20 protein-coding genes and 2 pseudogenes are annotated in these 24,348 nt (G+C 65.7%); 14 read left to right on the forward strand and 8 right to left on the reverse strand.

Annotation, left to right across the window (positions count from 1 at the left end):
• The first annotated feature begins 54 nt into the window (after nucleotides 1-54).
• Nucleotides 55-903 carry a MurR/RpiR family transcriptional regulator gene (locus SJH88_RS09175; RefSeq protein ID WP_043381622.1) on the forward strand — a complete coding sequence of 283 codons (849 nt, stop codon included), beginning with the start codon at nucleotides 55-57 and terminating at the stop codon, nucleotides 901-903.
• Nucleotides 904-1,111: 208 nt separating this feature from the next.
• On the opposite strand, the gene SJH88_RS09180 is transcribed toward SJH88_RS09175, so the two are convergent.
• From SJH88_RS09180 to SJH88_RS09190, 3 genes are all read right to left on the reverse strand, one after another.
• On the reverse strand, nucleotides 1,112-2,407 hold the full coding sequence (locus tag SJH88_RS09180) for a porin (RefSeq protein ID WP_274754282.1): 1,296 nt from the start codon (nucleotides 2,405-2,407) through the stop codon (nucleotides 1,112-1,114).
• A 194-nt stretch (nucleotides 2,408-2,601) separates the two neighbouring features.
• Nucleotides 2,602-3,696, reverse strand: a complete 1,095-nt coding sequence (locus SJH88_RS09185; RefSeq protein ID WP_274754283.1) for a porin — start codon at nucleotides 3,694-3,696, stop codon at nucleotides 2,602-2,604.
• A gap of 444 nt (nucleotides 3,697-4,140) precedes the next feature.
• Complete coding sequence (locus tag SJH88_RS09190) at nucleotides 4,141-4,590, reverse strand: OsmC family protein (RefSeq protein ID WP_274754284.1); 450 nt, start codon at nucleotides 4,588-4,590, stop codon at nucleotides 4,141-4,143.
• A gap of 384 nt (nucleotides 4,591-4,974) precedes the next feature.
• Between SJH88_RS09190 and ilvA the strand changes: the two genes are divergently transcribed.
• The 9 genes from ilvA (at nucleotide 4,975) to SJH88_RS09235 (ending at nucleotide 12,490) form a co-directional block, all read left to right on the forward strand.
• Nucleotides 4,975-6,534 (forward strand): threonine ammonia-lyase, biosynthetic, encoded by a 1,560-nt coding sequence (ilvA, locus tag SJH88_RS09195; RefSeq protein WP_042414771.1) that lies wholly within the window; start codon nucleotides 4,975-4,977, stop codon nucleotides 6,532-6,534.
• A 163-nt stretch (nucleotides 6,535-6,697) separates the two neighbouring features.
• A complete protein-coding gene (locus tag SJH88_RS09200; RefSeq protein WP_274754285.1) occupies nucleotides 6,698-7,513 on the forward strand; it encodes an adenosylcobinamide-GDP ribazoletransferase in 816 nt (271 codons plus the stop codon).
• 3 nt (nucleotides 7,514-7,516) lie between these two features.
• Nucleotides 7,517-8,116 carry a histidine phosphatase family protein gene (locus SJH88_RS09205; RefSeq protein ID WP_274754286.1) on the forward strand — a complete coding sequence of 200 codons (600 nt, stop codon included), beginning with the start codon at nucleotides 7,517-7,519 and terminating at the stop codon, nucleotides 8,114-8,116.
• Between the two features lie 14 nt (nucleotides 8,117-8,130).
• A complete protein-coding gene (locus SJH88_RS09210; RefSeq protein WP_274754287.1) occupies nucleotides 8,131-8,409 on the forward strand; it encodes a DUF2164 domain-containing protein in 279 nt (92 codons plus the stop codon).
• 149 nt (nucleotides 8,410-8,558) lie between these two features.
• Nucleotides 8,559-8,855, forward strand: coding sequence for a hypothetical protein (locus SJH88_RS09215; protein ID WP_045267674.1), 297 nt, complete (start codon nucleotides 8,559-8,561; stop codon nucleotides 8,853-8,855).
• 99 nt (nucleotides 8,856-8,954) lie between these two features.
• Entirely contained in the window at nucleotides 8,955-9,953 is a 999-nt protein-coding gene (locus tag SJH88_RS09220) for an LLM class flavin-dependent oxidoreductase (RefSeq protein ID WP_210929604.1), read from the forward strand.
• 20 nt (nucleotides 9,954-9,973) lie between these two features.
• Nucleotides 9,974-10,672 carry a helix-turn-helix transcriptional regulator gene (locus SJH88_RS09225; RefSeq protein WP_274754288.1) on the forward strand — a complete coding sequence of 233 codons (699 nt, stop codon included), beginning with the start codon at nucleotides 9,974-9,976 and terminating at the stop codon, nucleotides 10,670-10,672.
• Nucleotides 10,673-10,849: 177 nt separating this feature from the next.
• The gene (locus tag SJH88_RS09230; RefSeq protein ID WP_274754289.1) at nucleotides 10,850-11,488 is read left to right on the forward strand and encodes a glutathione S-transferase family protein; all 639 of its coding nucleotides are present in this window, start codon (nucleotides 10,850-10,852) and stop codon (nucleotides 11,486-11,488) included.
• An 87-nt stretch (nucleotides 11,489-11,575) separates the two neighbouring features.
• Nucleotides 11,576-12,490: a 5'-nucleotidase gene (locus SJH88_RS09235; RefSeq protein ID WP_274754290.1), complete on the forward strand. Its 915-nt coding sequence runs from the start codon at nucleotides 11,576-11,578 to the stop codon at nucleotides 12,488-12,490.
• A gap of 58 nt (nucleotides 12,491-12,548) precedes the next feature.
• On the opposite strand, the gene SJH88_RS09240 is transcribed toward SJH88_RS09235, so the two are convergent.
• From SJH88_RS09240 to SJH88_RS09255, 3 genes and pseudogenes are all read right to left on the reverse strand, one after another.
• On the reverse strand, nucleotides 12,549-12,992 hold the full coding sequence (locus tag SJH88_RS09240) for a hypothetical protein (protein ID WP_043381669.1): 444 nt from the start codon (nucleotides 12,990-12,992) through the stop codon (nucleotides 12,549-12,551).
• A gap of 139 nt (nucleotides 12,993-13,131) precedes the next feature.
• Nucleotides 13,132-13,601: pseudogene (locus SJH88_RS09250) on the reverse strand (cyanophycin metabolism-associated DUF1854 family protein).
• On the reverse strand, nucleotides 13,598-15,898 hold the full coding sequence (locus tag SJH88_RS09255; RefSeq protein WP_274754291.1) for a cyanophycin metabolism-associated ABC transporter: 2,301 nt from the start codon (nucleotides 15,896-15,898) through the stop codon (nucleotides 13,598-13,600). The pseudogene SJH88_RS09250 and the gene SJH88_RS09255 overlap by 4 nt, the downstream one beginning before the upstream one ends.
• A gap of 221 nt (nucleotides 15,899-16,119) precedes the next feature.
• Between SJH88_RS09255 and SJH88_RS09260 the strand changes: the two genes are divergently transcribed.
• The 3 genes and pseudogenes from SJH88_RS09260 (at nucleotide 16,120) to SJH88_RS09270 (ending at nucleotide 21,943) form a co-directional block, all read left to right on the forward strand.
• The gene (locus SJH88_RS09260; RefSeq protein WP_274754292.1) at nucleotides 16,120-18,120 is read left to right on the forward strand and encodes a cyanophycin synthetase family protein; all 2,001 of its coding nucleotides are present in this window, start codon (nucleotides 16,120-16,122) and stop codon (nucleotides 18,118-18,120) included.
• Between the two features lie 76 nt (nucleotides 18,121-18,196).
• The gene (cphA, locus tag SJH88_RS09265; RefSeq protein WP_274754293.1) at nucleotides 18,197-20,776 is read left to right on the forward strand and encodes a cyanophycin synthetase; all 2,580 of its coding nucleotides are present in this window, start codon (nucleotides 18,197-18,199) and stop codon (nucleotides 20,774-20,776) included.
• A gap of 203 nt (nucleotides 20,777-20,979) precedes the next feature.
• Nucleotides 20,980-21,943, forward strand: a pseudogene (locus SJH88_RS09270) (GGDEF domain-containing protein).
• A gap of 65 nt (nucleotides 21,944-22,008) precedes the next feature.
• Here the strand turns inward: SJH88_RS09270 and SJH88_RS09275 are convergent.
• Nucleotides 22,009-23,226, reverse strand: coding sequence for an MFS transporter (locus tag SJH88_RS09275; protein ID WP_260674250.1), 1,218 nt, complete (start codon nucleotides 23,224-23,226; stop codon nucleotides 22,009-22,011).
• A 226-nt stretch (nucleotides 23,227-23,452) separates the two neighbouring features.
• On the opposite strand from SJH88_RS09275, the gene SJH88_RS09280 reads away from it, so the two are divergent.
• Nucleotides 23,453-23,911, forward strand: coding sequence for a CreA family protein (locus SJH88_RS09280; protein ID WP_042414811.1), 459 nt, complete (start codon nucleotides 23,453-23,455; stop codon nucleotides 23,909-23,911).
• A gap of 105 nt (nucleotides 23,912-24,016) precedes the next feature.
• Here the strand turns inward: SJH88_RS09280 and SJH88_RS09285 are convergent.
• The coding region (locus SJH88_RS09285) for a LysR substrate-binding domain-containing protein (RefSeq protein WP_274754294.1) at nucleotides 24,017-24,348 on the reverse strand (332 nt) is incomplete at its 5' end.

Genomic DNA, 24,348 nt, shown 5'->3' on the forward strand with positions numbered 1-24,348 from the left:
GCGGAAAATCGCAGCTTTTGGTGCACGGCGCACCACCACACAAGGACTGTTTGCATGCTGGACCGGATTTCTGCCTCTTTGCCTTCGCTCGCACCTGCGGAGCAGCGGGTCGGGAAATTGGTGCTGGAAGACCCCCACCGCTTTGCACGCCTGCCGGTGCGCGAGCTGGCGGAGCGGGCCCATGTCAGCAAACCCACGGTGGTGCGCTTTTGCCGCAGCATGGGCTATGACGGGCTGGCGGATTTCAAGCTCAAGCTGGCCGGCAATGTCGCCGAAGGCGTGCCCTTTGTGCACCGCAGCGTGGATGTGGACGACAAGACCTCCGATGTCCTGGTCAAGGTGATCGACAACTCCGTCGCCGCCTTCCTGCAGTACCGCAACGCCGCCAACCCCGCCGCCATCGAGCAGGCGGTGAACGCCATCACCAGCACCTGGCAGCGCAAGCAGCGCCTGGAGATTTACGGCGTGGGCAACTCCGGCGTGGTGGCCCAGGATGCACAGCACAAGTTCTTTCGCCTCGGCATCAGCAGCCAGGCCACCAGCGACACCCACATCCAGACCATGGGCGCCACCATGCTGCGCCCCGGTGACTGCCTGATCGTCATCTCCAACTCCGGACGCACGCGAGAGCTGGTGGACGTGGCCCACATTGCCCGCCACCAGGGCGCCACCGTCATCGCCATCACCTCCAGCCACACCCCGCTGTCGGACTCCAGCCACATCCTGCTGGCAGCCGACAACCTGGAAGGCTCCGATCTCTACAGCCCCATGGCCTCGCGCCTGCTGCACCTGCTGATCATCGACATTCTGGCCACCGCCGTGGCCTTGAAAATGGGCGACGGCCTGGCGCACAACCTGCAAAACCTGCAGAACCAGTTGCAACAAAAGCGCTATGGCATCTGAAGTGACCGCGGCTTGCCACAAAAAGATGAGCATGCTGCACCTGTCATTCAAGACTTTCAAAAACAAAACACTTTCAATTCAAGACTACACCAACGCTTGCAGCTTTGTTTTTCATAGCTGATGGCCAATCCGTCAACGCCACCCTCAGACCTTGGCAGGCACAAAAAAACCGGCATGGCTGCCGGTTTCGTGTGCAAGCCTCGCCCCGTCAGAAGCGGTGGCGCAGACCCACGGTAAAGCCAGTGCGGCTGCGGGCGCCGCTGGTATTGTCCAGCACCGTCCCTTGACCACCGCTGATGCTGGTGCGGTCAACCGCCAGGTACGCGTCTGTGCGCTTGCTGAAGGCATAGTCAGCTGCAGCTACCAGGTAGTTGGCCGTGCTGTTGAAGTTGCCCGACACGGAACCGGTCTGCTTGCCGCGGAAGTAATGCATGCCCAAATTCAGCTGCGGCGTGATCTGGTAACCGAACCCCACCTTGAACAACTGGCGCTTGTCCGCATCACCCGACTGGAAACCGCCATTGGTTTGGCCCGCCCAGTAGGCATTCAACAAAGCGCGATCGATCGAGAGCTGCATGGCAGCAGGGCTCAAAGGATCCGCTGGGGTGCTCGCAAACTTGGCTTTGTTCAAGCCATAACCCGCATTGAAGTACCAAGGGCCAGTTCGGTAAGAGCCACCCACAGTCCAAGCATCCACATCGGTTCCGCTAGGCAGTTCCGTGCGCAAATAACCACCACCCAATGACAAGCCATTTGCCGAATAGCGCAAATAACCACCCATCGTCTTCACAGCACCACCCGCCAATGTGCTGATCGTTTGCGGGCCGATCAATGCTGATGCGGCAGCGCCAGCAGCAGAAGCAGCTTCAGCCCGTGATCCACCGCCCCCCAAGGTGCTCCCATAAGCGGCTAGTGCAGCACTAGAGGCTTGGTTGGCCGTTGCAGCGCCATCATTGCCTTCCTTGAACGAATACTGCAAGGCACCCACCCACTTGCGGTCAGGCGTAGCAATCAGATACTTCAGCATATTGCTGGTCCGCGCCCCCATCGCCATCCCCAGCTCGGGCTTGTAAGCATCCATGTAGGGTGAATATGGGAAAGAGGCATACGCGCTGGTCACCACATCGAACAGCACATTCCACTGGCGCCCCATAGTCAGGCGCCCATAGGGACCTTGTAGGCCAACATAAGCCAATTGGAAAAATGGGGCGGTGGCGTCCTTGTCACCGGTATCGGTATTGAAACGGTGCTCCAACTCAACCAAGGCCTTGGAGCCACCACCGAGATCTTCCTCGACCTTGATGCCCCAGCGGCTTTGTGACATACCGCCGCCCACCATCTTGGTCAGACTTCCTTGATCCGCCCCTTCGTTGGTGGTGTGGCGCACCGCCGCATCCACAATCCCCGATAGTTCCACTTTGCTGGCACCCGTTGCCTGGGCCATGACAGGCATGGCACTCGCACACAACACCGTAGCAGCCACCGCGACGATTTTCTTTTGCATCTGCTTGTCTCCTTGAAGTGAATTGTTCGATTCAGGATGCAAATTCATTCTAGAAAAGCACAGACGTTCTAATTCTTGTTTTCGCGTGTAAACCACACTCGTTTTCCCGTGCTACAGAGCGGCCACAACGCAAAAAGCCAGCCCGAAGGCTGGCTTTTTTATCTAAACAAAACTGAGGCTAGCTCAGCTTCATATTAGAAAGCGTGGCGGATACCCACTTGAACAGCGTGTTGCTTTTCGCCGTCTTTCAGAGCTACATCAGAGCTCAGACGTACGTTAGCACCATCCTTGTTCTTGATGTAAGCGTAGGTGCCGTACACAGCAGTACGCTTGGACATGTTGTGTACATAGCCCAGAGCAAACTGGTCTGCCTTCTCCTTAGCTGCACCAGCTTCGTTGATTTCGTAGCGGTTGTAAGAAGCCTTCACTTCACCGACTGCGCCCACAGGAGCGGATACGCCAACGTAGTAACCTTTGGTCTTGTCCTTGTCGCCGCCGATGCTGTACTTAGCTTCTGAATTGCGGTAGGCAGCAGCCAGCTTCGCCACGCCGAAATTGTAAGAGCCACCCAAGCTCCATGCATTCACGTCGAACGCCTTTGCACCAACACCGGTATTAGCACCGTCATTGCGACGCTCCAGACCCAGACCCAGGCTCAGAGGACCGTTGTCATAGGTCAGACCAGCGCCCATGTAGCTGCTAGCGCTGTTGGAGGACTTGGCAGTTTGTGCGTCTTTGTCTTCACCAAAACCGTAGTTCACGTTGGCACGGAAACCGCTGAAGTCAGGCGACAGATAAGTCACCATGTTGCTCACGCGCTGGGTTGTGGAGTCACCGTTTACGCCAGCGTCAGCCCACACCTTGGAAGCACCAAAGCCCACTTGACCAAACACGTCGTAACGGCTGGTAGCGTTGTAAGCAGCAGTCAGCTCACGACCCATGCGAACTTCACCGAAGTTGCCCGACAGACCTACGGTAGCGCGGCGCTTAAAAGCCAAGCCATCGTTAGCAACTTCATTAGCAGAGTAACCAGACTTGCCCGAACCGTTGTCAGCCAAGATACCAGCTTCCAACCAGAAGTTAGCCTTCAGACCACCACCCAGGTCTTCCACGCCGCGGAAGCCCAGACGGCTGGTTTGGTTGCCGCCAGAGTTCAGACCAGACCAGTTATCTTGGCCGTTCACATAAGAAACAGCGCTGTCAACAACGCCGAACACGGTCACGGAAGATTGTGCAAAAGCAGCGCCGGAAGCAGCAACAGCTGCCAAAGCGATCAGAGATTTCTTCATTTGATACTCCAAGGTTTGTTGAAGGCACGTAGCGGTTTCATCTGACTTTGTAACAAGCCCGTTACCGCCAAGCGCGCCAACCTCCTGGTGGGGAAGTTGGGGGTTATTGCACCAGACTGGACTGCCTTGCGCAAAGAAATTCCCCTCCACAAGGCAAAAACGCCGTTTTCTGTTGCCCCGATGCAACATGCCCCGGCGAACACTGCAGCTACGCACCCATATCGCACGCTGGAAATGCGCACGGTGCTCTTGGAAAATCTCGCTTGCACCTAAAGCGATTACTCACATTTCACAACCCACTAGCTGTCGAACATTTCGCACGCGATCCATCTGCCCGCGCTTTACGTACTGCCAGCATGCTGTGATTGGGCACCGTTCCATAAAAAAAGCGCCATTTAGGCGCTTTTGCTGCATGGTTGGCTGCATGAAGATAGGGCGAAGGATTTAAACCTCCACCAGCTCGAAACTGGTGGTGATTTCTGCCGTCTTGCCCAGCATGATGCTGGCTGAGCAGTATTTCTCATGGCTCATGGCAATCGCACGCTCGACCGCCGCAGCAGGCACACCCTTGCCGGCCACTGTGAAGTGCATATTGATCTTGGTGAACACCTTGGGCTCCACCTCGGCCCGCTCGGCCTGCAGCTTGACGGAGCAGCCGCGCACGTCGTGCCGGCCGCGCTTGAGGATCAGCACCACGTCGTAGGCCGTGCAACCGCCGGTACCGGCCAGCAGGGCCTCCATCGGGCGCGGCGCCAGGTTCTGCCCGCCATTGGCCGGGGTGCGCTCATCGGGCGCACCATCCATGGCCAGCACGTGGCCGCTGCCGGTTTCCGCGATAAAGCCCATGCCCGAGCGGGTTCCTGCCGCGCCGGTCCAGCTGACTGTGCATTCCATGTTCATTTTCTCCTTGCTTCACGCAGTCATTGAGTGGGGTGTTCCGCCCAACAGAATTGCAGCACACAAACCTGAATGTTCAGAAAACCCTGAAATCTTGTTGCAACGCAGCATTATCCAGGCTACAATGCGCGCCATGCGTTGGATCGCCGAGGTTTTCACCCGCGATGCCCACAGTGGCGTGGTCTACTGTAGCGCACCAGTTGTCTCCTCCACCTCCTCTAACGGTGGATTCAGCCCCAAGCCCCTCGGTTTGGGGCTTTTTTTTGCCTGGCGATGCCTGTCATCCAGCTCCGCCATGACGTGCTCCAGGGTGAATGCCTATGATGGACCCCCTGGGAATGGCCCGGCACTCATGCCCGCGCCAGACCTGGTTTGCCGCATATGACCACTACCAAGCACCTCACCCCCTTTGACTACCTGACCAAGATCCTGACGGCCCGTGTCTACGACGTGGCTGTGGAGTCGGACCTGGAGCCCGCCAAGAACCTCAGCCGCCGCCTGCACAACAAGGTGCTGCTGAAGCGCGAGGACCAGCAGCCCGTGTTCAGCTTCAAGCTGCGGGGCGCCTACAACAAGATGGCCAACCTGTCGCCCGAGCAGCTGCAGCGCGGCGTGATCTGCGCGTCGGCCGGCAACCACGCCCAGGGCGTGGCCCTGGGGGCCAAGAAACTGGGCTGCCGCTCGGTGATCGTGATGCCCACGACCACACCCCAGGTCAAGATCGATGCCGTCCAGGCCCTGGGCGGCGAGGTGGTGCTGGCCGGCGACAGCTACTCCGACGCCTACAAGCACGCCGTCAAGCTGCAAAAGACCGAGGGCCTGACCTTTGTCCACCCGTTTGACGATCCGGACGTGATCGCCGGCCAGGGCACCATCGCCATGGAAATGCTGAGCCAGTTGCAAAAGCTGGGCAGCCCGCGCCTGGATGCGGTGTTCGTGGCGATTGGCGGCGGCGGTCTGATCAGCGGTGTGGCCAACTACATCAAGGCCGTGCGCCCCGAGATCAAGGTCATCGGCGTGCACACCAAGGACTCCAATGCCATGCTGCAGTCCGTGCAGTCCGGCGAACGCGTGGAACTGCCCGACGTGGGCCTGTTTGCCGACGGCACGGCCGTGAAGCTGGTGGGCGAGGAGACCTTCCGCATCGCCAAGGACCTGGTGGACGACTATGTGGTGGTCGACACCGACGCCGTCTGCGCCGCTATCAAGGACATCTTTGTCGACACACGCTCCATCGTCGAGCCGTCGGGCGCCCTGGCCGTGGCCGCCATCAAGCAGTACGTGGCCAAGCACAAGACCAAGGGAGAGACCTACGCCGCCATCCTGTGCGGCGCCAACATGAACTTCGACCGCCTGCGCTTTGTGGCCGAGCGTGCCGAGGTGGGCGAGGAGCGCGAAGCCCTGTTCGCCGTGACCATCCCCGAGGAGCGCGGCAGCTTCAAGCGCTTTTGCGAGGTGGTGGGCAAGCTGCCCGGCGGGCCGCGCAGCGTGACCGAGTTCAACTACCGCATCAGCCACCAGAACAAGGCCCATGTCTTCGTCGGCCTGACCACGCCGACCAAGGGCGAGTCCGAGAAGATCACCAAGAACTTCCACAAGCACGGCTTCGAGGCGCTGGACCTGACCTTCGACGAAATGGCCAAGGAACACCTGCGCCACATGGTCGGCGGCCATTCGCCCCTGGCTCAGGACGAACGCCTGCTGCGCTTCGTCTTCCCCGAGCGGCCGGGCGCCCTGTTCAAGTTCCTGAGCCTGATGGCGCCGACCTGGAACATCTCGCTGTTCCACTACCGCAACCAAGGCGCGGACTATGGCCGCATCCTGGTCGGCATGCAGGTGCCGGCCAAGGACAGCAAGAAGTTCGACGCCTTCCTCAAGCAGCTGGGCTACCCCTGGGTGGAGGAAACCGACAACCCGGCCTACCAGCTGTTCCTGAAGTAACGCGCCCCGGGCGTGGCGGGCTCCGGTGGTGCAACCACCGCCCTGCCCCCGGCGCACGAGCACCGCAGGCCCCTACCCACCGGCACCGCCTGCGGATTGGGCATGTTTTTGGCACTTGACGCTGATGCAGCAAGCGCCAGCAGCTCTACTTTTCACACCATTCATGCAGCCTCTGCGCCACTTCCTGCTGGCCCTCCAGTTCTTCAGCCGCATCCCCGTGACCGGCCGCCTGGCAGCATGGGTGGGCTGGAGCCCGGCCCTGCAGCGCGCCAGTGCCGGCCACCTGCCCGGCGTGGGCTGGCTGGTCGGCCTGGTCGCCGCCGCCGTGGTGCTGGCCTGCCATTACGCCCTGGCCATGCACCCCATGCTGCCGTGGGTGGCGGCGGTGCTCAGCACGGCGGCCACGCTGTGCGTGACGGGCGGTTTCCACGAAGACGGCCTGGCCGATGTGGCCGATGGCCTGGGCGGCCACCTGCCCGCCGAGCGGGCGCTGGAAGTGATGAAGGACTCGCGCTTGGGCGCCTATGGCGCCATGGCGCTGTGCCTGGGCCTGCTGGCCAAGGTGGTGTTCGTGGCCTTGCTGGTGCAGATCGACGTGGCCGCCGCCGCCCTGCTGCTGTGGGGCGTGCACGTGCTGTCGCGCGCCGCGCCGCTGGTGCTGATGCGCACCCTGGCGCATGTCAGCAAGCCGGACGCCTCCAAAACCCTGCACATCGCCGGCAGCCCGCTGGGCTGGGGCGGCGTGCTGACCGGGCTGCTGTGGTGCCTGCCGGCGCTGGCGGCGGTGTACGTCTACCTGGGCCAGGCCACCGTGCTAGCCCTGCTGCTGACGGGGACCGTCGTCACCGCCTATCTGGGCTGGCGCTTCCAGCGCCGCCTGGGCGGCATGACGGGCGACTGCCTGGGCGCCACCCAGCAGCTGTGCGAACTGGCCATGTACCTGGTCGCAGGCCTGCTGCTGGCCCAGTACGTGCTTTGAGCCATGGCCGCCCCCGCCCTCTGGCTGCTGCGCCACGCCCAACCGCTGATTGCCCCCGGCGTCTGCTACGGCCAGCTGGACGTGCCGGCCGACCCGCAGCACACCCTGCAGGCCGCCCTGCGCGCCGGCGCGGCGCTGCCGCGGCAGGCCGTCGTGCGCCATTCGCCCCTGCAAAGGTGTGAGCAGCTGGCCCACGCCCTGCAAGCGCCGGAGGCACTTTTGGTGCCCGATGCGCGCCTGCAGGAAATGCATTTCGGCCGCTGGGAAGGCCAGGCCTGGAGCACCATCGCCCGCCCCGAACTGGACGCCTGGGGCCAGGACCTGTACCACACCGCCCCCGGTGGCGGCGAAAGCCTGGCCACCATGCTGCAGCGCGTGTCCAGTGCCTTGCGGCACAGCTGGGCGCAGGACAGCCGGCACGGCCAGCGCGACGTGGTCTGGGTCACGCACGCCGGCGTGATCCGCTGCGTGCAGTGGCTGCTGCAATACGGCCATGCCCAGCCCCGTGCCCAGGACTGGACCCTGCCCGCCCCCGCCTTCGGCGAGTGGCTGCGCCTGCCGCTGGCCGGCATGGCCACCACCGTGCGGACCCTGCAACCCTGAACCCTGTCCAGCCCATGCCGATCACCTTCCCCGACACCGCGCAGCAGCAGGCCGTGGCCTCCATCGAACGCTATTTCCGCGAACACATGGACGAGCCCATCGGCAACGTCGCCGCCGCCGGTCTGCTGAAGTTCTTCCTGGCAGAGATCGCTCCACTGGCCTACAACCAGGGCGTAGCCGACGCCCAGGCCCAGATGCAGCAGCGCGTGGCCGAGATCGACATCGACGTGCACCAGGAGGCCTTCAGCTTCTGGCAAGCACGCCCACGCACGCGCCGCGGTCAGGGAGACTGACGCCGGCGGTGGACCAGGCACGACGCCACAGGCCCTACCGTCGGACGACGACCAGGCGCAGCAACGGCGCACCCGTAGCCGCTAGGGCGGCAGCCGGTGCCGCATAACCTGCCGGCGCCGGGGTCATGCGCAAGCTGCACAATGAACGCATGTTTGAATCCCTGCGTACCTGGGCCACCCCCTACGGTGGCGACGTCTTCCTCTACATCAGCGTGCTGGCTGTGGCCAGCGTGGTGGGCCTGCAGCTGTACAAGCAGCGGCTCAGCAGCTTCACGCTGCAGCGCTTCATCCGACTGGGTGCGCTGATTGCCCTGCCGCTGACCATCATCGCCATGGAAATGGGCGAGCAGCACTGGGGCATCGCCGTGGTCGCCATCGTCTGGGCCGTGGCCGTGGCCATCATCAGCAAGAATGCCGTGGCCCTGCGCAAAGACAGCAAAAAGTGAGCTGACAGCGCTGGTTTTTTGCGGATTCCCGATGGTTTTTCATCTGAAATCCGCCTGCAGCCTGCGCTGAACGCTTCGGTTTGAAGAGTGGAGTTCCCCATGCATTTCAAGACACCACGCCTGTCCATGCTGGACCTGGTGCCCGTGCGCGAAGGCGGCACGGTGCGCCAGGCGCTGGACATTGCCGTGCAGACCGCACAAAAGGCCGAGGCCCTGGGCTTTGCCCGTTACTGGCTGGCCGAGCACCACAACATGCCGGGCATTGCCAGCTCGGCCACGGCGGTACTGATCGGCCACATTGCCGGCCAGACCACACGCATCCGCGTTGGCTCGGGCGGCATCATGCTGCCCAACCACCCGCCGCTGGTCGTGGCCGAAGCCTTTGGCACCCTGGCCGAGCTGTACCCCGGCCGCATCGACCTGGGACTGGGCCGCGCCCCCGGCACGGACGGCGCCACCATGCGCGCCCTGCGCCGGGACCGTGTCGAGACCGAGGAGGACTTCCCGCGCGACGTGGCCGAGCTGCAGCGCCTGCTGGGGCCCGCCGACCCGAACGCGCGCATCAGCGCCACCCCCGGCAGCGACACCCACATTCCCATCTGGCTGCTGGGCTCCAGCCTGTATTCCGCCCAGCTGGCCGCCATGAAGGGCCTGCCCTACGCCTTCGCCTCGCACTTTGCGCCGCGCTTCCTGCACCAGGCGATCGGGCTGTACCGCCAGCTGTTCCGCCCCTCGGCCGTGCTGGACAAGCCCTATGTCATGGTCGGCGTGCCCGTGGTGGCCGCCCCCACCGATGCCGAGGCGCAGTTCCTGGCCACCAGCACGCAGCAGCGCGTGCTGGGCATCCTGACCGGCCAGCGCGGCAAGCTGCCCCTGCCCGTCGAAGGCTTCCTGCAGCAGCTGGGCCCGCGCGAGCAGGCCGCCATCCAGGACTTCCTGGCGCTGGCCGTGGTCGGCGGCCCCGAGACCGTGCGCCAGGGCTTTGCACAAATCCAGCAGAGCACCGAGGCGGACGAGCTGATCCTGGTCACCGACATCCACGACCCCGCGCTGCGCCTGCGCAGCCTGGAAATCAGCGCCCAGGCCCTGGCGGGCTGACGCCCCCTCAGCGCCGCGCCATGAGCCGTTCCGCCCGCCTGCTGCAGCTGCTGGAGCAGCTGCGCCGCGCGCGCCAACCACAGACCGGACCGGCATTGGCCCAGGCACTGGGCATCAGCCTGCGCACCCTGTACCGCGACATTGCCACGCTGCGCGAGCAGGGCGCGGCGATTGCCGGCGAACCCGGCATGGGCTACGAGATGCGCCCTGGCTTTGTGCTGCCGCCGCTGATGTTCACCCCGGATGAACTGGAGGCCCTGCTGCTGGGCGCACGCTGGGCCAACCAGCAGGCCGACCCCGCACTGGCCCAGGCCGCCCAGACGGCGCTGGACCGCGTGCGCAGCGCCTTGCCGCTGGAGCTGCGCATCGAGGTGGACACCAGCGGGCTGCTGGTGCCCGCCATGGACCGGGCCGACGCCCCGACCGAGCCCTGGCAGACGCCGCTGCGCCACGCCATCCGCCACCAGCGCAAGATCGTGCTGCACTACCGCGATGAAAAGGGCCAGCCCAGCGAACGCTGCATCTGGCCGTTTGCCATGGCCTTCTTCGACCGCCACCGCGTGCTGGCCGCCTGGTGCGAGCTGCGCCAGGATTTCCGGCACTTCCGCGCCGACCGCGTGCGCTCGGTCACGGCGCTGTCCGAGCGCTACCCGGAACCCCGTGCCCACCTGATCGAGCGCTGGTCGCGCCAGCTGTGCAGCCGCACCGACCGCAGCTGACACGGCCGCGCCACATGCGCCTGGTGCTGTCCGCCGCAGCGGCCACCCAGCGCCCATGGCAGGGCGCCGGGCACCTTCCACGCCCCCACGGCCGCGCTGCACTGCTGACAGAAACTGTCAGCAGGCCTGCCTACAGTCGCGGCCATGGCGCTGTTGCCATGTGTTGCCCCCTCTGTCATGACCCCTCACGCCCCTGCCCTGCACCTGTTCTTCCACCCCCACTCGCGCGCCGCCATGGTGCGCTGGATGCTGGAGGAATGCGGCGCCCGCTATGCCCTGACGCGGCTGGAATTCGGTGCCGACATGAAGTCGCCCGGCTACCTGGCCCTCAACCCCATGGGCAAGGTGCCCACCCTGCTGCACGGCGACACCGTCATCACCGAAACGGCCGCCATCGTGGCCTACCTGGCCGAGCTGTTCCCCGAGCAGCAACTGGCCCCCGCCCCGGGCAGCGCGCTGCGCGGCAGCTATTACCGCTGGATGTTCTACCTGGCCGGGCCTGCCGATGCCGCGCTGACTGCGCAGCACCTGGGCCACCTGACCGACCAGACGCCCGAACACGCCTCCATGGCCAGCTACGGGCGCCTGGAGGACGTGGTGGAAACACTACGCCAGGCCGTGGCCGGCCGGCGCTACCTGTGCGGCGACCAGTTCACGGCGGCCGACCTGCTGATGGTCAGCTACCTGCGCTGGGGGCACACGATGAAGCTGCTGCCGCCGCTGCCCGAGTTCAGCGCCTACAGCCTGCCGCTGCTGGACCGCCCGGCGTCCTTGCGCGCCCTCGCACTCAACGAGGCCGAGCTGGCCACGGCCTGAGGTACGGCCCTGGGGCGGCGCGCCGGCCGGCCCCGGGCATTCCTCGCTACCATAGTGGCCATGCCTGCCTCCACCGCCTGATCCACCATGGCCATCAGCCTCCACGACCAACTGGTCGTCGCCATCTCCTCGCGCGCCCTGTTCAACTTCGAAGAGGAGAACCGGGTCTTCAACCAGGACCCTGGCGCCTACCAGCAGCTGCAGCGCGAGCGGCTGGACCTGCCCGCGCCGCCGGGCGTGGCCCTGCCCCTGGTGCGCAAGCTGCTGGCCTTCAACCAGGGCGACCGGCGGCGGGTCGAGGTGGTGGTGCTGTCGCGCAACGACCCGGTCAGCGGCATGCGCGTGTTCCGCAGCGCCAAGGCCCATGGGCTGGACAGCATCCAGCGCGGTGTGTTCACGCAGGGGCGCGACCCGTTCGGCTACCTGCGCCCGCTGGGCGCCCACCTGTTTCTGTCGGCCAACGCGGCCGATGTGACCCAGGCGCTGAACCTGGGCTACCCCGCCGCCCGCGTGCTGACGGAATCGGCCGGCGCCAGCAGCGCCCACCCGCAGGAAGTGCGCATTGCCTTCGACGGCGATGCGGTGCTGTTCTCCGACGAGGCCGAGCGCGTCTACCAGGCCGAAGGGCTGGATGCCTTCCTGCGCCACGAGGTCGAGCACGTGGCGCAACCCCTGCCCGACGGCCCCTTCAAGCCCCTGCTGGCGGCCTTGCACCGCCTGCAGCAGGCCGCCCAGGGGGGCGAGACCGGTGGCATGCGCCTGCGCACGGCCCTGGTCACGGCCCGCAGCGCGCCCGCGCACGAGCGCGCCATCCGCACGCTGATGGACTGGCAGATCGAAGTGGATGAGGCCATGTTCCTCGGCGGCCTGCCCAAGGGGGAGTTCCTGCGCGAATTCGCACCGGACTTCTTCTTCGACGACCAGACCGGCCATGTCCAGTCGGCCAGCGCCCATGTGCCGGCTGGCCATGTGCACAGCGGCATCGCCAACGCCACACCCTGAGCCGCGCGGCCATGAAAAAGCCACCTGACGGTGGCTGATGGGGTGGACGCCGGGGTGCTTACAGACCGCCGGTGCGCTTGACCTTGGGCTCGGCGTAGGTCAGTGGCTCGGTGCGCACCTGCAGCATGTTGCGTTCCTGCTGGTCGGTCTTCTGCGCTTCCTGGGCCGCTTCCACCGCCATCGCGCTGGCGCGCCACATCGACTGGATGTGCTCGATCAGCTGCTTGTAGATGGGCTCCTTGGGCGGCTCCTGCTCTTCTTCCTTGACCTTCTTCTCCTGCACCTCGGTCCAGTCGCGGTCGTTCAGGCTCTTGTCCGAGGGCTTTTCCGGGCTCTTGATGGTGACGGTCACGCCCTCACCCAGCTTGTCCGCGGACTCCACGGCATTCACCGCGTGCACGGGGCGCACCGCCGCCGGTCCCGACGCACCTGTGGAGTACAGATTGGCACCCTGGGTGTTGGTCCACTGGATGGGAGTACGTTCTACAGGTGGTATTGACATGGCGAGGCCCTCGATTCACGGAATAAAAGCGGCGACAAAAACAGGTTCCGACTGTTCTATCGGCAGCTTGCGGTGAAAATTTAGGAAATTTTTCAACTTTTTGACTGCCGTTCGTCGGAACCGCTGGTCACCACCGCCGTTACAGGAACAGCTCCAGGAATTTGTGCGACTGCCGGTCCAGCTGGCGGGCGTCCGGAATCAGGTACTGCACGCCGTCCCGGCTGGCGATCAGCAACTGGTGCTGGTCCTTGAGCTTGCGGATGTCTTCTTCGGCCCGCAGCGTCAGCGTGGTGCGTCCCTTGTCGTCATGACCGTCCAGACGCTGGGCACGGAGATGGCATCGATGGCCTCGATGCGCTGCACCACGGGCACGAACTCACGCACGGCAAAGTCTTCCTCCAGCAGCGCGCGCTGGTCGGCCGGCAGGTGGTCCAGGTGCTCGATCCAGCAGACCTCTTTGCCATCCGGGCCCACCAGGGAAATCGCTTCCAGCGGCGCCTCCAGGGGGAAGGCCCGCACCGGGGTCACCGTGTCGTGCCGGGTGCCGTCGGCAAGTTGCACGCACAGCCGCCCATGGCGGTTGCGCTCCAGACGGATTTCGGGGCTCATCGGGCACTCTCCTGTTGTGTCACCACCAGACCGGCGGCCTGGGCATCTTCCTCGGCGCGGCGCGCCTGGGCCTCGTACAGGCGCCAGTAGGCCCCCTTGGCCGCCATCAGCTCTTCGTGCGGCCCGACTTCAACGATCTCGCCACGGTCCATGACCACCAGGCGGCTGGCCTTGCGCAGCGTCGACAGACGGTGGGCGATCGCGATCGTGGTGCGGCCCTGCACCAGGTTGTCCAGGGCTTTCTGGATTTCCTTTTCGGTTTCGGTGTCCACGGCCGAGGTGGCCTCGTCCAGGATCAGCAGGCGCGGGTTGATCAGCAGGGCGCGCGCAATGCTGATGCGCTGACGTTCGCCACCCGACAGGCCCTGGCCACGCTCGCCCACGACCGAGTCATAGCCGTGCGGCAGGCGCAGGATGAACTCGTGCGCATGGGCGGCACGGGCCGCCGCCACGATCTCGGCGCGCGTGGCATGGGGTTTGCCGTAGGCGATGTTCTCCGCCACCGTGCCAAAGAACAGGAAGGGCTCCTGCAGCACCAGACCGATCTGGCTGCGGTAGTCGGACACCGCCAGGCGACGGATGTCGATGCCGTCGAGCTGGATGCTGCCCTCGGTCACGTCGTAGAAACGGTTGATCAGGTTGACCAGGGTGCTCTTACCCGAGCCACTGTGGCCCACCAGACCGATCATCTCGCCCGGCTGGATGTCCAGGTTCAGGCTGCGGATGACCTGACGGCTGCCATAGCGGAAACCGATGTCTTGCATGCTGATGCGGCCCTGCACAGGCTGCGGCAGGGGCACGGGGTTGACCGGTTCGGGCACGCTGCTGACCTGGTCCAGCACGTCGAAGATGCGCTTGGCACCCGCGGCGGCCTTTTGCGTGATGTTCACAATCCGGCTCATCGAGTCCAGGCGCACGTAGAAGCGCCCGATGTAGGCGATGAAGGCCGACAGCACACCCACGGTGATCTGGTCCTGGGCCACCAGCCATATGCCAAAGCCCCAGACCACCAGCAGGCCGATTTCCGTCATCAGTCCCACGGTCGGGGAGAACAGCGACCAGACCTTGTTCACGCGGTCGTTGGCTTCCAGGTTGTGCACGTTCGCCAGGCGGAAACGCTCGATCTCGCGCTCTTCCTGGGCAAAGGCCTTGACCACGCGCACGCCGGGAATGGTGTCCGACAGCACGTTGGTCACATCGGCCCAGACCCGGCTGATGCGGTCAAAGCCCACGCTCAGGCGTCCGCGCACCTTCTGGATCAACCAGGCGATGAAGGGCAGCGGCACCAGTGTCACCAGGGCCAGCCAGGGGTTGATGGACGCCAGGATGACGGCCGTCATCAGGATCATGATCACATCGGTCACGAAATCCAGCGCGTACAGCGACAGGAACATGTTGATGCGGTCCGTGTCGGCGCTGATGCGGCTCATCAGGTCCCCGGTGCGCTTGCCGCCGAAATACTCCAGCGATTGCTTCATCATGTGGGCATAGGTGGTGGTGCGCATGTCGGCACCAATCCGTTCCGACACCTTGGCCATCACCCAGGTGCGCGCCCAGCCCAGGCCCCAGGCCAGCAGGGCCGACAGCAGCAGGCCGCCCAGGTACAGCGCCACCAGGTAGGGATCAATCGGCTGACCGCTCTTCTGGTAGGGGATGAGGATGTCATCCATGATGGGGATGGTCAGGTACGGCGGCACCAGCGTGGCCGCCGTCGACAGCAGGGTCAGCACGAAGCCCCAGATCAGCAGGCCCTGGTAGGGCTTGGCGAAACGGCCGATGCGCAGCAACACCCAGGTCGAGGCCTTGGGGCCGGCCTGGCGGGCGCAGGCCGGGCACTCGTCGCTGTCCGGGGGCAGGATTTCGCTGCACACGGGGCAGCGGTTTTCCTCGACCGGCACCAGGGCCTGGCGGATGTCACCGGCCGCCAGGGCTTCGCGGAATTGCTCAAAGCGCTGCAGAAAGCGCAGCGCCTGGGCCTGCTGGCCCAGGGTGAAGCGCCACAGGGCCAGGCGTTGCTGGGGGTTGTGCAGCTCCAGTGTGCCCACGCCAGCGTGGTCAATGAAGCGCAGCGTCAGGTCTGCCGTCAGCGGCCAGCGCTGCCAGTCGCCGTCCGCGCTCTTGCCGACAATCTGCTGATCCGTCAGCACCAGCAGCCCCTGCGCAAAGCGCAGCGACACCGTCAAGTCAACCGACAGTGCGGCTTGGACGTTCTCATGGGGTGCGAGCTGCGCCCGCAATTCAGCCCCCAAAGGGTCATTGAAGACACTGGAAGCGTCTACAGGATGGTGATGTTGCATGTTGAATCGTTAGAACCCTGCGTTGGCCAAGCTGCCAAAGGGGTGGGACATAGCGTATTCTCTGCAAGAACACGTGGTCTCCGAGTAGGAGCTGCACCTTTCAACGCAGCAAGAGCGAGTTTGGCTGACAAGCAGCCCCGGTTTTGCCTCCCGCACACGATGGTCATCTCTTTTTCAGACTGTGGCCTTTGACCCCAGCCTCCACACCAACGCTGACATCCATGGCGACATTCAAAGACATCCAACTGCTTCGTACCACCTACCTGCGTGGCCCCAGCGTCTGGACATACCGTCCAGTGCTTGAAGTGTGGCTGGACCTTGGTGAACTCGAAGATTACCCCTCCAACAAGATCGAAGGCTTCACCGAACGCCTGACGACCTGGCTGCCCGGCTTGATCGAGCACCACTGCGGCGTCGGCCACCGGGGCGGCTTCCTGGAGCGCCTGACCGAAGGCACCTGGTGCGGCCATGTGCTGGAGCACACCATCATCGAGCTGCTGAACATGGCCGGCATGCCGGCCGAGTTCGGCCAGACGCGCAGCGTCTCGCAGCACGGCGTCTACCGCATGGTGTTCCGCTGCCCCGAGGAATCGGTGGCCCACGTGGCCCTGCGCCAGGGCCACGGCCTGATCATGGCCGCGATCAACAACCAGCCCTTCGATGTGCCCGCCGCCGTGCAGGCCATCAAGGCCGAGATCGAGAACCGCTACCTCGGCCCCAGCACCGCCAGCATCGTGAATGCGGCCGCAACGCGCCGCATCCCCTTCGTCCGCCTGAACGACGGCAATCTGGTCCAGCTGGGCTATGGCGCCGCACAGCGCCGCATCTGGAGCACCGAGACCGACAAGACCAGCGCCATCGGCTTCGGCATCGCCGAGGACAAGGACCTGAGCAAGCAACTGCTCAAGGCCTGCGGCGTGCCCGTGCCCGACTGGGAGCTGGTGAAGTCCGCCGACCACGCCTGGGAAGAGGCCGACTACATGGGCCTGCCCGTGACGGTCAAGCCCTACAACTCCAACAAGGGCCAGGGCGTGGGCGTGAACCTCACGACCGAAGCCGAAGTGCGCGCCGCCTACGACGAGGCGCGCAAGCTGACCCGCTACGTGATGGTCGAGCGCCACATCCCCGGCCATGTGCACCGCCTGCTGGTGGTGGGTGACAAGGTCGTGGCTGCCTCCCGCGGCGAGTACCCTGAAGGCCGCAACAACCCGCGTGCCAAGGTGGTCACCGTGGACTGCACCGATGAGGTGCATCCCGACGTCGCCTACATGGCGGCCCTGTCCGCCAAGGTCGTGGGCCTGGACATTGCCGGCGTGGACCTGGTCTGCCAGGACATCCGCCAGCCCCTGCACGCCCAGGGCGGCGCCATCCTGGAAGTCAACGGCGGCCCCGGCCTGCTGATGCACCTCAAGCCCAGTGTGGGCGTGTCCCGCCCGGTGGGCCAGGCCATCGTGGAGCACCTGTTCCCCGCCACCGACGGTGACACCGAAGGCCAGGCCGCCCGCATTCCCGTGGTCGGCATTGCCGGCACGCGCCACAACGCCTTCATTGCCCGCCTGGTGGGCTGGCTGCTGCAGCTGTCGGGCAAGCGCACCGGCGTGGCCAGCAGCGAAGGCACTTTCCTGGAAGGCCGCCTGACGCAAAAGGGCGACAACACCAACTGGCATGCCGCACACCGTCTGCTGGTCAACCGCCTGGCCGAAGCCGCGGTCATCCAGACCACGGCACGCTCCATTCTCGAAGAAGGCCTGGCCTATGACCGCTGCCAGGTTGGCGTGGTCACGGACCTGGACGGTTTTGAAGGCCTGGCCGACCACGACGTGCTCGAAGCCGACCAGATGACCCGCGTGCTGCGCACCCAGATCGACGTGGTGCTGAGCCACGGCGCCGGCGTGCTGAATGCCGACGACGCCCCGGCCGCCGACTTGGCCCGCCTGTGCGACGGCCAGGTGCTGTTCTACACCCAGGACCCCAAGCACCCCCTGGTCGTCACCCACCGCGAAGGCGGTGGCCGCGCCGTGGTGCTCAACGGCCGCGATGTGGTGCTGGTGCACGGCACCTCCGAACGCGTGCTGGGCACCCTGGAGGTGCTGCGCCCCGTCAACGGCTTCGAGCCCGACACCCCGGCCCTGCTGGCCGCGATCGCCACGGCCTGGGCGCTGGACATCACGCCCGATCTGATCGCCGCCGGCATCAAGACCTTCGACTACCAGTCTCTGTAATTAAAAGATAGCTAACAGCGCTTGCTAGATCTACGTTGAATGCCAATTTGACCCAAATTTAGCGGAAAGACAGACCATGGAAATTTCCCGCACCCGCGCCCTGCGTGGCCCCAACCTCTGGAGCCGCAACACCGCTATCGAATGCGTCGTGCACTGCACGCCCGACGAAGCCGACTTCACCCGCATCGCCGGCTTCGAAGACAAGCTGCGCGCCCGCTTCCCAGCCATCGGCAGCCTGCAAGCCCAGGGCATGGACAACACCCTGTCCCTGGCCCACGTGCTGGAAGCCGCTGGCCTGGCCCTACAGGCCCAGGCTGGATGCCAGGTCACCTTCAGCCGCACCCACGCCACGGTGGAGCCCGGCACCTTCCAGGTGGTGGTCGAGTACACCGAGGAAGCCGTGGGCAAGCGCGCCATGGCGCTGGCCGAGGAACTGATCCAGGCTGCGCTGAACGACACTGCCTTCGACGCCAAGGCCGCCATCCATGCCCTGCAGGAGCTGGACGAGGACGAACGCGTCGGCCCCTCGACCGGCTCGCTGGTCAATGCGGCCCTGGCCCGTGGCATTCCCTTCCGCCGCCTCACGGCCGGCAGCCTGGTGCAGCTGGGCTGGGGCTCCAAGGCCCGCAAGTTCCAGGCGGCCGAAGTCGACCAGACCAGCTCCGTGGCCGAGACCATCGCCCAGGACAAGGACCTGACCAAGCGCCTGCTGCACGCCGCTGGCGTGCCCGTGCCCATGGGCCGCCCCGTCAAGGACGTGGACGATGCCTGGGCCGTGGCGCTGGAAGTGGGCCTGCCCGTGGTGGTCAAACCCCAGGACGGCAACCAGGGCAAGGGCGTGACGGTCAACATCACCACCCGCGAGCAGCTGGACAAGGCCTATGCCACGTCCATGGAATTCGGCACCGTGGTCATGGTCGAGCGCTTCCTGCCCGGTCACGACTTCCGCCTGCTGGTGGTCGGCAACCAGCTGGTGGCGGCCGCCCGCCGCGACCCGCCCCAGGTGCTGGGCGATGGCGAGCACACCATCCGCGAGCTGGTGGACCTCGTCAACCTGGACCCCCGCCGCGGCTCCGGCCACGGCACGGCGCTGACCAAGATCCGCCTGGACGACATCGCCCTGGGCCGCATCGCCGCCGAAGGACTGACCCCCGACTCCATCCCCGCCCAGGGCCAACGTGTGGTGCTGCGCAACAACGCCAACCTGTCCACCGGTGGCAGCGCCACCGACGTGACCGATGACGTGCACCCCGAGATCGCCGCCCGCGCCATCGAGGCCGCGGCCTGCGTGGGCCTGCACATCTGCGGCGTCGACGTGGTCTGCGAAACCATGCTCAAGCCGCTGGAAGAGCAAAACGGCGGCATCGTCGAGGTCAATGCCGCCCCCGGCCTGCGCATGCACCTGGCGCCCTCGTTCGGCAAACCGCGCAATGTCGGCGTCCCCATGGTCGACCTGCTGTTCGGCCCCGGTGAAGATGGCCGCATCCCCGTGGTCGCCGTCACCGGCACCAACGGCAAGACCACAACCACGCGCCTGATCTCGCACATCTTCGCCACGCAAGGCCTGCGCGTGGGCATGACCAACACCGACGGGGTGTACGTCAACGGCCGCCAGATCGACAGCGGCGACTGCTCTGGCCCCAAGAGCGCGCGCAACGTGCTGGCCCACCCCGAGGTCGACGCCGCCATCCTGGAATGCGCGCGCGGCGGCATCCTGCGCGAAGGCCTGGGCTTTGACCGCTGCCAGGTGGCCGTGGTCACCAACGTGGGTGAAGGCGACCACCTGGGGATGAACTTCATCACCACCGTGGACGACGTGATGCTGCTCAAGCGCGTCATCGTGCAGAACGTGGCCCCCAACGGCTATGCCGTGCTGAACGCCATCGACCCGCACGTGGCGCCCATGGCCAACGTCTGCCTGGGCAAGGTGATCTACTTTGGCGCCGACCGCCACCACCCCATCATGGCCACGCACCGTGCCCAGGGCAACCGCGTGGTGTACGTGGAAGGCGAGCACATCGTCTGCGCCGAAGGTGCATTCAAAGAAAGCATTGCGCTGGCTGAGATTCCGCTGACGCGCAACGGCACGATTGGCTTCCAGGTCGACAACGCCATGGCCTCCATCGGTGCCGCCTGGGCCGCCGACCTGCCCTGGGACACCATCCGCCGCGGCCTCGCCAGCTTCCACAACGACAGCGCCAACGCCCCCGGCCGTTTCAATGTGATGGACTACCGCGGTGCCACCATCATTGCCGACTACGGCCACAACCCCGACGCCATCCGTGCCCTGACCCAGGCCGTGTCCAGCATGCCGGCGCAGCGCCGCAGCGTGGTGATCAGCGGCGCCGGTGACCGCCGCGACCAGGACATCGTGGAGCAGACCCGCATCCTGGGCGCTGCCTTCGACGACGTGATCCTGTACCAGGATGCCTGCCAGCGCGGCCGTGAAGACGGCGAAGTACTGGCCCTGCTCAAGCAGGGCCTGGTGGGGGCCTCCCGCACCAGCTACAGCACGGAGATCCACGGCGAGTTCCTGGCCATCGACCATGCGCTGGCGCGCCTGCAACCCGGTGACCTGTGCCTGGTGCTGGTCGACCAGGTGGAAGAAGCCCTGGCCCACCTGCGCCAGCACGTGGAAGCGGCGGCCAAGGCCTGATTGGCCCACAGCCCCCGTGCGCATGGCTCCTCTTTGAGGAGCCATTTTTTTGTCTGATGCGCACGACAGACCGCGACGCAGGCCGACCAGCGGGCAAAGCACTTACCGACTTGTCATCGCTTGCCGCTATGCTCTGCATCCGCGCACACAACTTGCTACACCGCACATCCACAGCGCAACCGTGACCCGAAGAGGAAATCAGTATGTCCAAGCCTGGTGATTTTGAAAACGATGACCGCGTGTACAAGACCCTGTTGGAGTCGACCCGGGCGATTCCCTGGCGGATTGACTGGGCCTCGATGAAGTTCAGCTACATCGGCCCGCAGATCGAGGCCCTGCTGGGCTGGAGCGTCGACAGCTGGGTCAGCGTGGAGGACTGGGCCATGCGCATGCACCCCGAGGACCGTGAGCGCGTGGTGAATTTCTGCGTCTCCCAGTCCCAGTGCGGGGTGGACCACGAGGCCGACTACCGGGCGCTGACCAAGGACAACGGCTATGTCTGGATCCGCGACGTGGTGCACGTGGTGCGCAACCCCCAGGGCGAGGTGGAGGCGCTGATCGGCTTCATGTTCGACATCAGCGAACGCAAGAAGACCGAGGAAAAGCTGCTGAGTCTGCAAAAGGAGCTGGAGGTCCTGTCCTTCAAGGACGGTTTGACCAACATCGCCAACCGCCGCAGCTTCGACGCCCACTTCGAAGCGGCCTGGGAGCAGGCGCAGCGCGAGCAGCAACCCTTGTCCGTGCTGCTCTTCGACGTGGACTTCTTCAAGCAGTACAACGATTTGTATGGTCACATCCAGGGCGATGCCTGCCTGATCGATATCGCCCAGACGCTGAGCCTGGCCCTGGACGGCCCACGGGACCTGGTGGCGCGCTACGGCGGTGAGGAGTTTGTCGTGCTGCTGCCCGGCGCCGATGCCGACGCCGCGCACAAGGTGTGCCGAACGCTGCCAGCGCCTGATCCAGAAAAAGGCCATCGTGCACGCACTGTCACCGTTCAGCCGGCGCGTGACCGTCAGCATCGGTACGGGCACCGTGGTCCCCGACGAGGCGGCCAGGCACACCGATTTCCTGCATGCGGTGGACCAGCAGCTGTACGCCGCCAAGCACCACGGCCGCAACCGGATCGAGCACGTGGCCGTGCCCAACCTGGTCCAGGCCCCATGACCGCCCGACACGTTCGCGCTTGACCGCAGCGGCCCTGGGGCCAGCCGTGCGGGCCGCTGCAGCCCTTAGGCGGCCTGGGCCTGACCCAGTGCTTGGCGCTGGCTCCAGCGCACACCACGCCAGACGCTGAGGCCCGCCAGAGCGGCCAGCCCGGCGCCCACGCTGCAGGCGCCCTGCCAGCCGGCCAGGTTCCAGGCCCACACGCCCAGGGCCGAGCCGGCCGAGGCGCCGGCAAAATAGCCGGTCATGTAGACCGCGTTCATGCGGCTGCGGGCCTCGGGCAACAGACTGGCCACGCTGGACTGGTTGGTCACGTTGATGGCCTGCAGGCCCAGGTCCATCAGCAGCACGCCCACCACAAACCAGGCCACGCTGGCCTGCCCCCACCACAGCGGCAGCCAGGACAGCAGCAGCAACGCCGCGCCCAGGCGCAGCAGCACATGGCTTTTGCCCTGGTCGGCCCAGCTGCCCGCCAGGTTGGCGATCAGGGCCCCGGTCACGCCCGCCAGGCCGACCAGACCGATCTGCGCATCGCTGAGCTGCAGGGGCGCACTGGACAGCACCAGGGCCATGGTGGCGAACATCACGCTGACCGCGGCAAAGGCCAGCGCACTGGCCAGGGTGCGCTGGCGCAGCGCCGGCTGGGTGCGCAGCAGGTGCCCCATCGAGGCCAGCACCTGCGCATACGGCAGGGGCTGGGGGTGCCGCGAGGTGGGCAGCACGCGGCGCATGCACAGCGCCATCACGGCCATGGCCACGGCCGTGACTTGGTACACCAGGCTCCAGCCACCCAGGGTGGACAGGCCACCGGCCACGCTGCGCGACAGCAAGATGCCCACCAGCAAGCCGCTGAGCACCAGGCCCACATTGCGCCCCGCATGACCGGGCGCGGCCAGTGCCGCCGCCATGGGCACCAGCACCTGGGCCGCGACCGAGAACAGGCCGGCCACCAGCGTGCCCAGCATGAACATGGCAAAGCTGCCGGACCAACCCACCAGGGCATGGCCCACGGCGGCCAGCAGCATCAGCACCACGGCCATGCGGCGGCGCTCCAGCTTGTCACCCAGCGGGGTGATGCACAGCAGGCCCACGGCATAGGCCACCTGCGCCACGGTCACCGACAGGCCGGCGGCGGCCTGGTCCACACCGAAATGCAGCGCAATCGAATGCAGCAAGGCCTGGTTGTAGTAGTTGCCACCGGCACACAGGCCGCAGGCCACGGCCATCAATAGCAAAGCGGGCGCTGCCAGCACGGAGGGCGGCGCCATCGAGGAAGAAGACATGGAAGATCACGGGTCCAAAGCGGCCTGCAGACGGCAGGCCGCGCGCTGCCGGCACCAGGAACGGGGGGCACGCGCATGCCAAAGGGACGGCATTGTCGCGCGCCGGCGCAGCGCATGCGGCCGCTTGTATACAAGACACCCCTGGCAGGTCGTGCATGCCGGCACCCCCTGCAGGCCCGCAGCCCGTATGCTTGCAGCCATGCAACCGAAAACTCAACGACTCTGGATGGCCTGCGCCCTGCTGCTGGGCTGCGGGCAGGCGCTGGCCGAGGCGCAAACCATCGGCTCCGTGGACACGGTGTTCAAGCTGCTGGGCCCGGACCACAAGATCGTGGTCGACGCCTACGACGACCCCAAGGTGCCGGGCGTGACCTGCTACGTGTCGCGGGCCAAGACCGGCGGCATCAAGGGCGGCCTGGGCCTGGCCGAGGACCGCTCGGAAGCCTCCATCAGCTGCCACGCCACGGGCACCATCAGCATCCCGGCACCGCTGCGCCAGCAGGAAGAGGTGTTCACCGAGCGCACCTCGCTGCTATTCAAGCGCCTGCGCGTGGTGCGCATGGTGGACAGCACGCGCAACACCCTGGTCTACATGACCTACTCGGACCGCGTGATCGAAGGCTCGCCGCAGAACAGCGTCACCGCCGTGCCCGTGCCGCGCAGCACGCCGATTCCGCTGAAGTAAAAAAAGAGAGCTGGTGGCGCACATTGGGCGGTGTTTTCAGATTGAAATCACCTTGAACCCCAATGCATTCCAGCGCCAGCCGCTGCGCTTTTGAAAGATGGGTCGTCAGGGCTGCAGCGCCCGCGCATGCGCGGCGCAGGCCTGGGTGAAGGCGTGCAGCGCGGGCGAGGCATGCTTGCCCGCGCGCTGCACGATGGAGAAATGCCGCTCCATGCGCGGCAAGGCCGTGGGCAGCACCACCAGGCTGCCATCGTCCAGCATGGCCTGCACCAGCACCCGCGGCAGGCAGCTGATGCCCAGGCCCTGGGCCACGCAGCGGGCAATCGCCTCCGAGCTGCCCAGCACCGCCGCCGCCGGCAGCTGCTGCAGGCGCGGCAGCAGCGCGTGCTCGACCATTTCGCGCGTGCCCGAGCCCTCTTCGCGCAGCAGCCAGCGCG

The sequence above is a fragment of the Comamonas sp. GCA5 genome, from assembly GCF_036541385.1.
Taxonomy (GTDB): Bacteria; Pseudomonadota; Gammaproteobacteria; order Burkholderiales; family Burkholderiaceae_C; genus Comamonas; species Comamonas aquatica.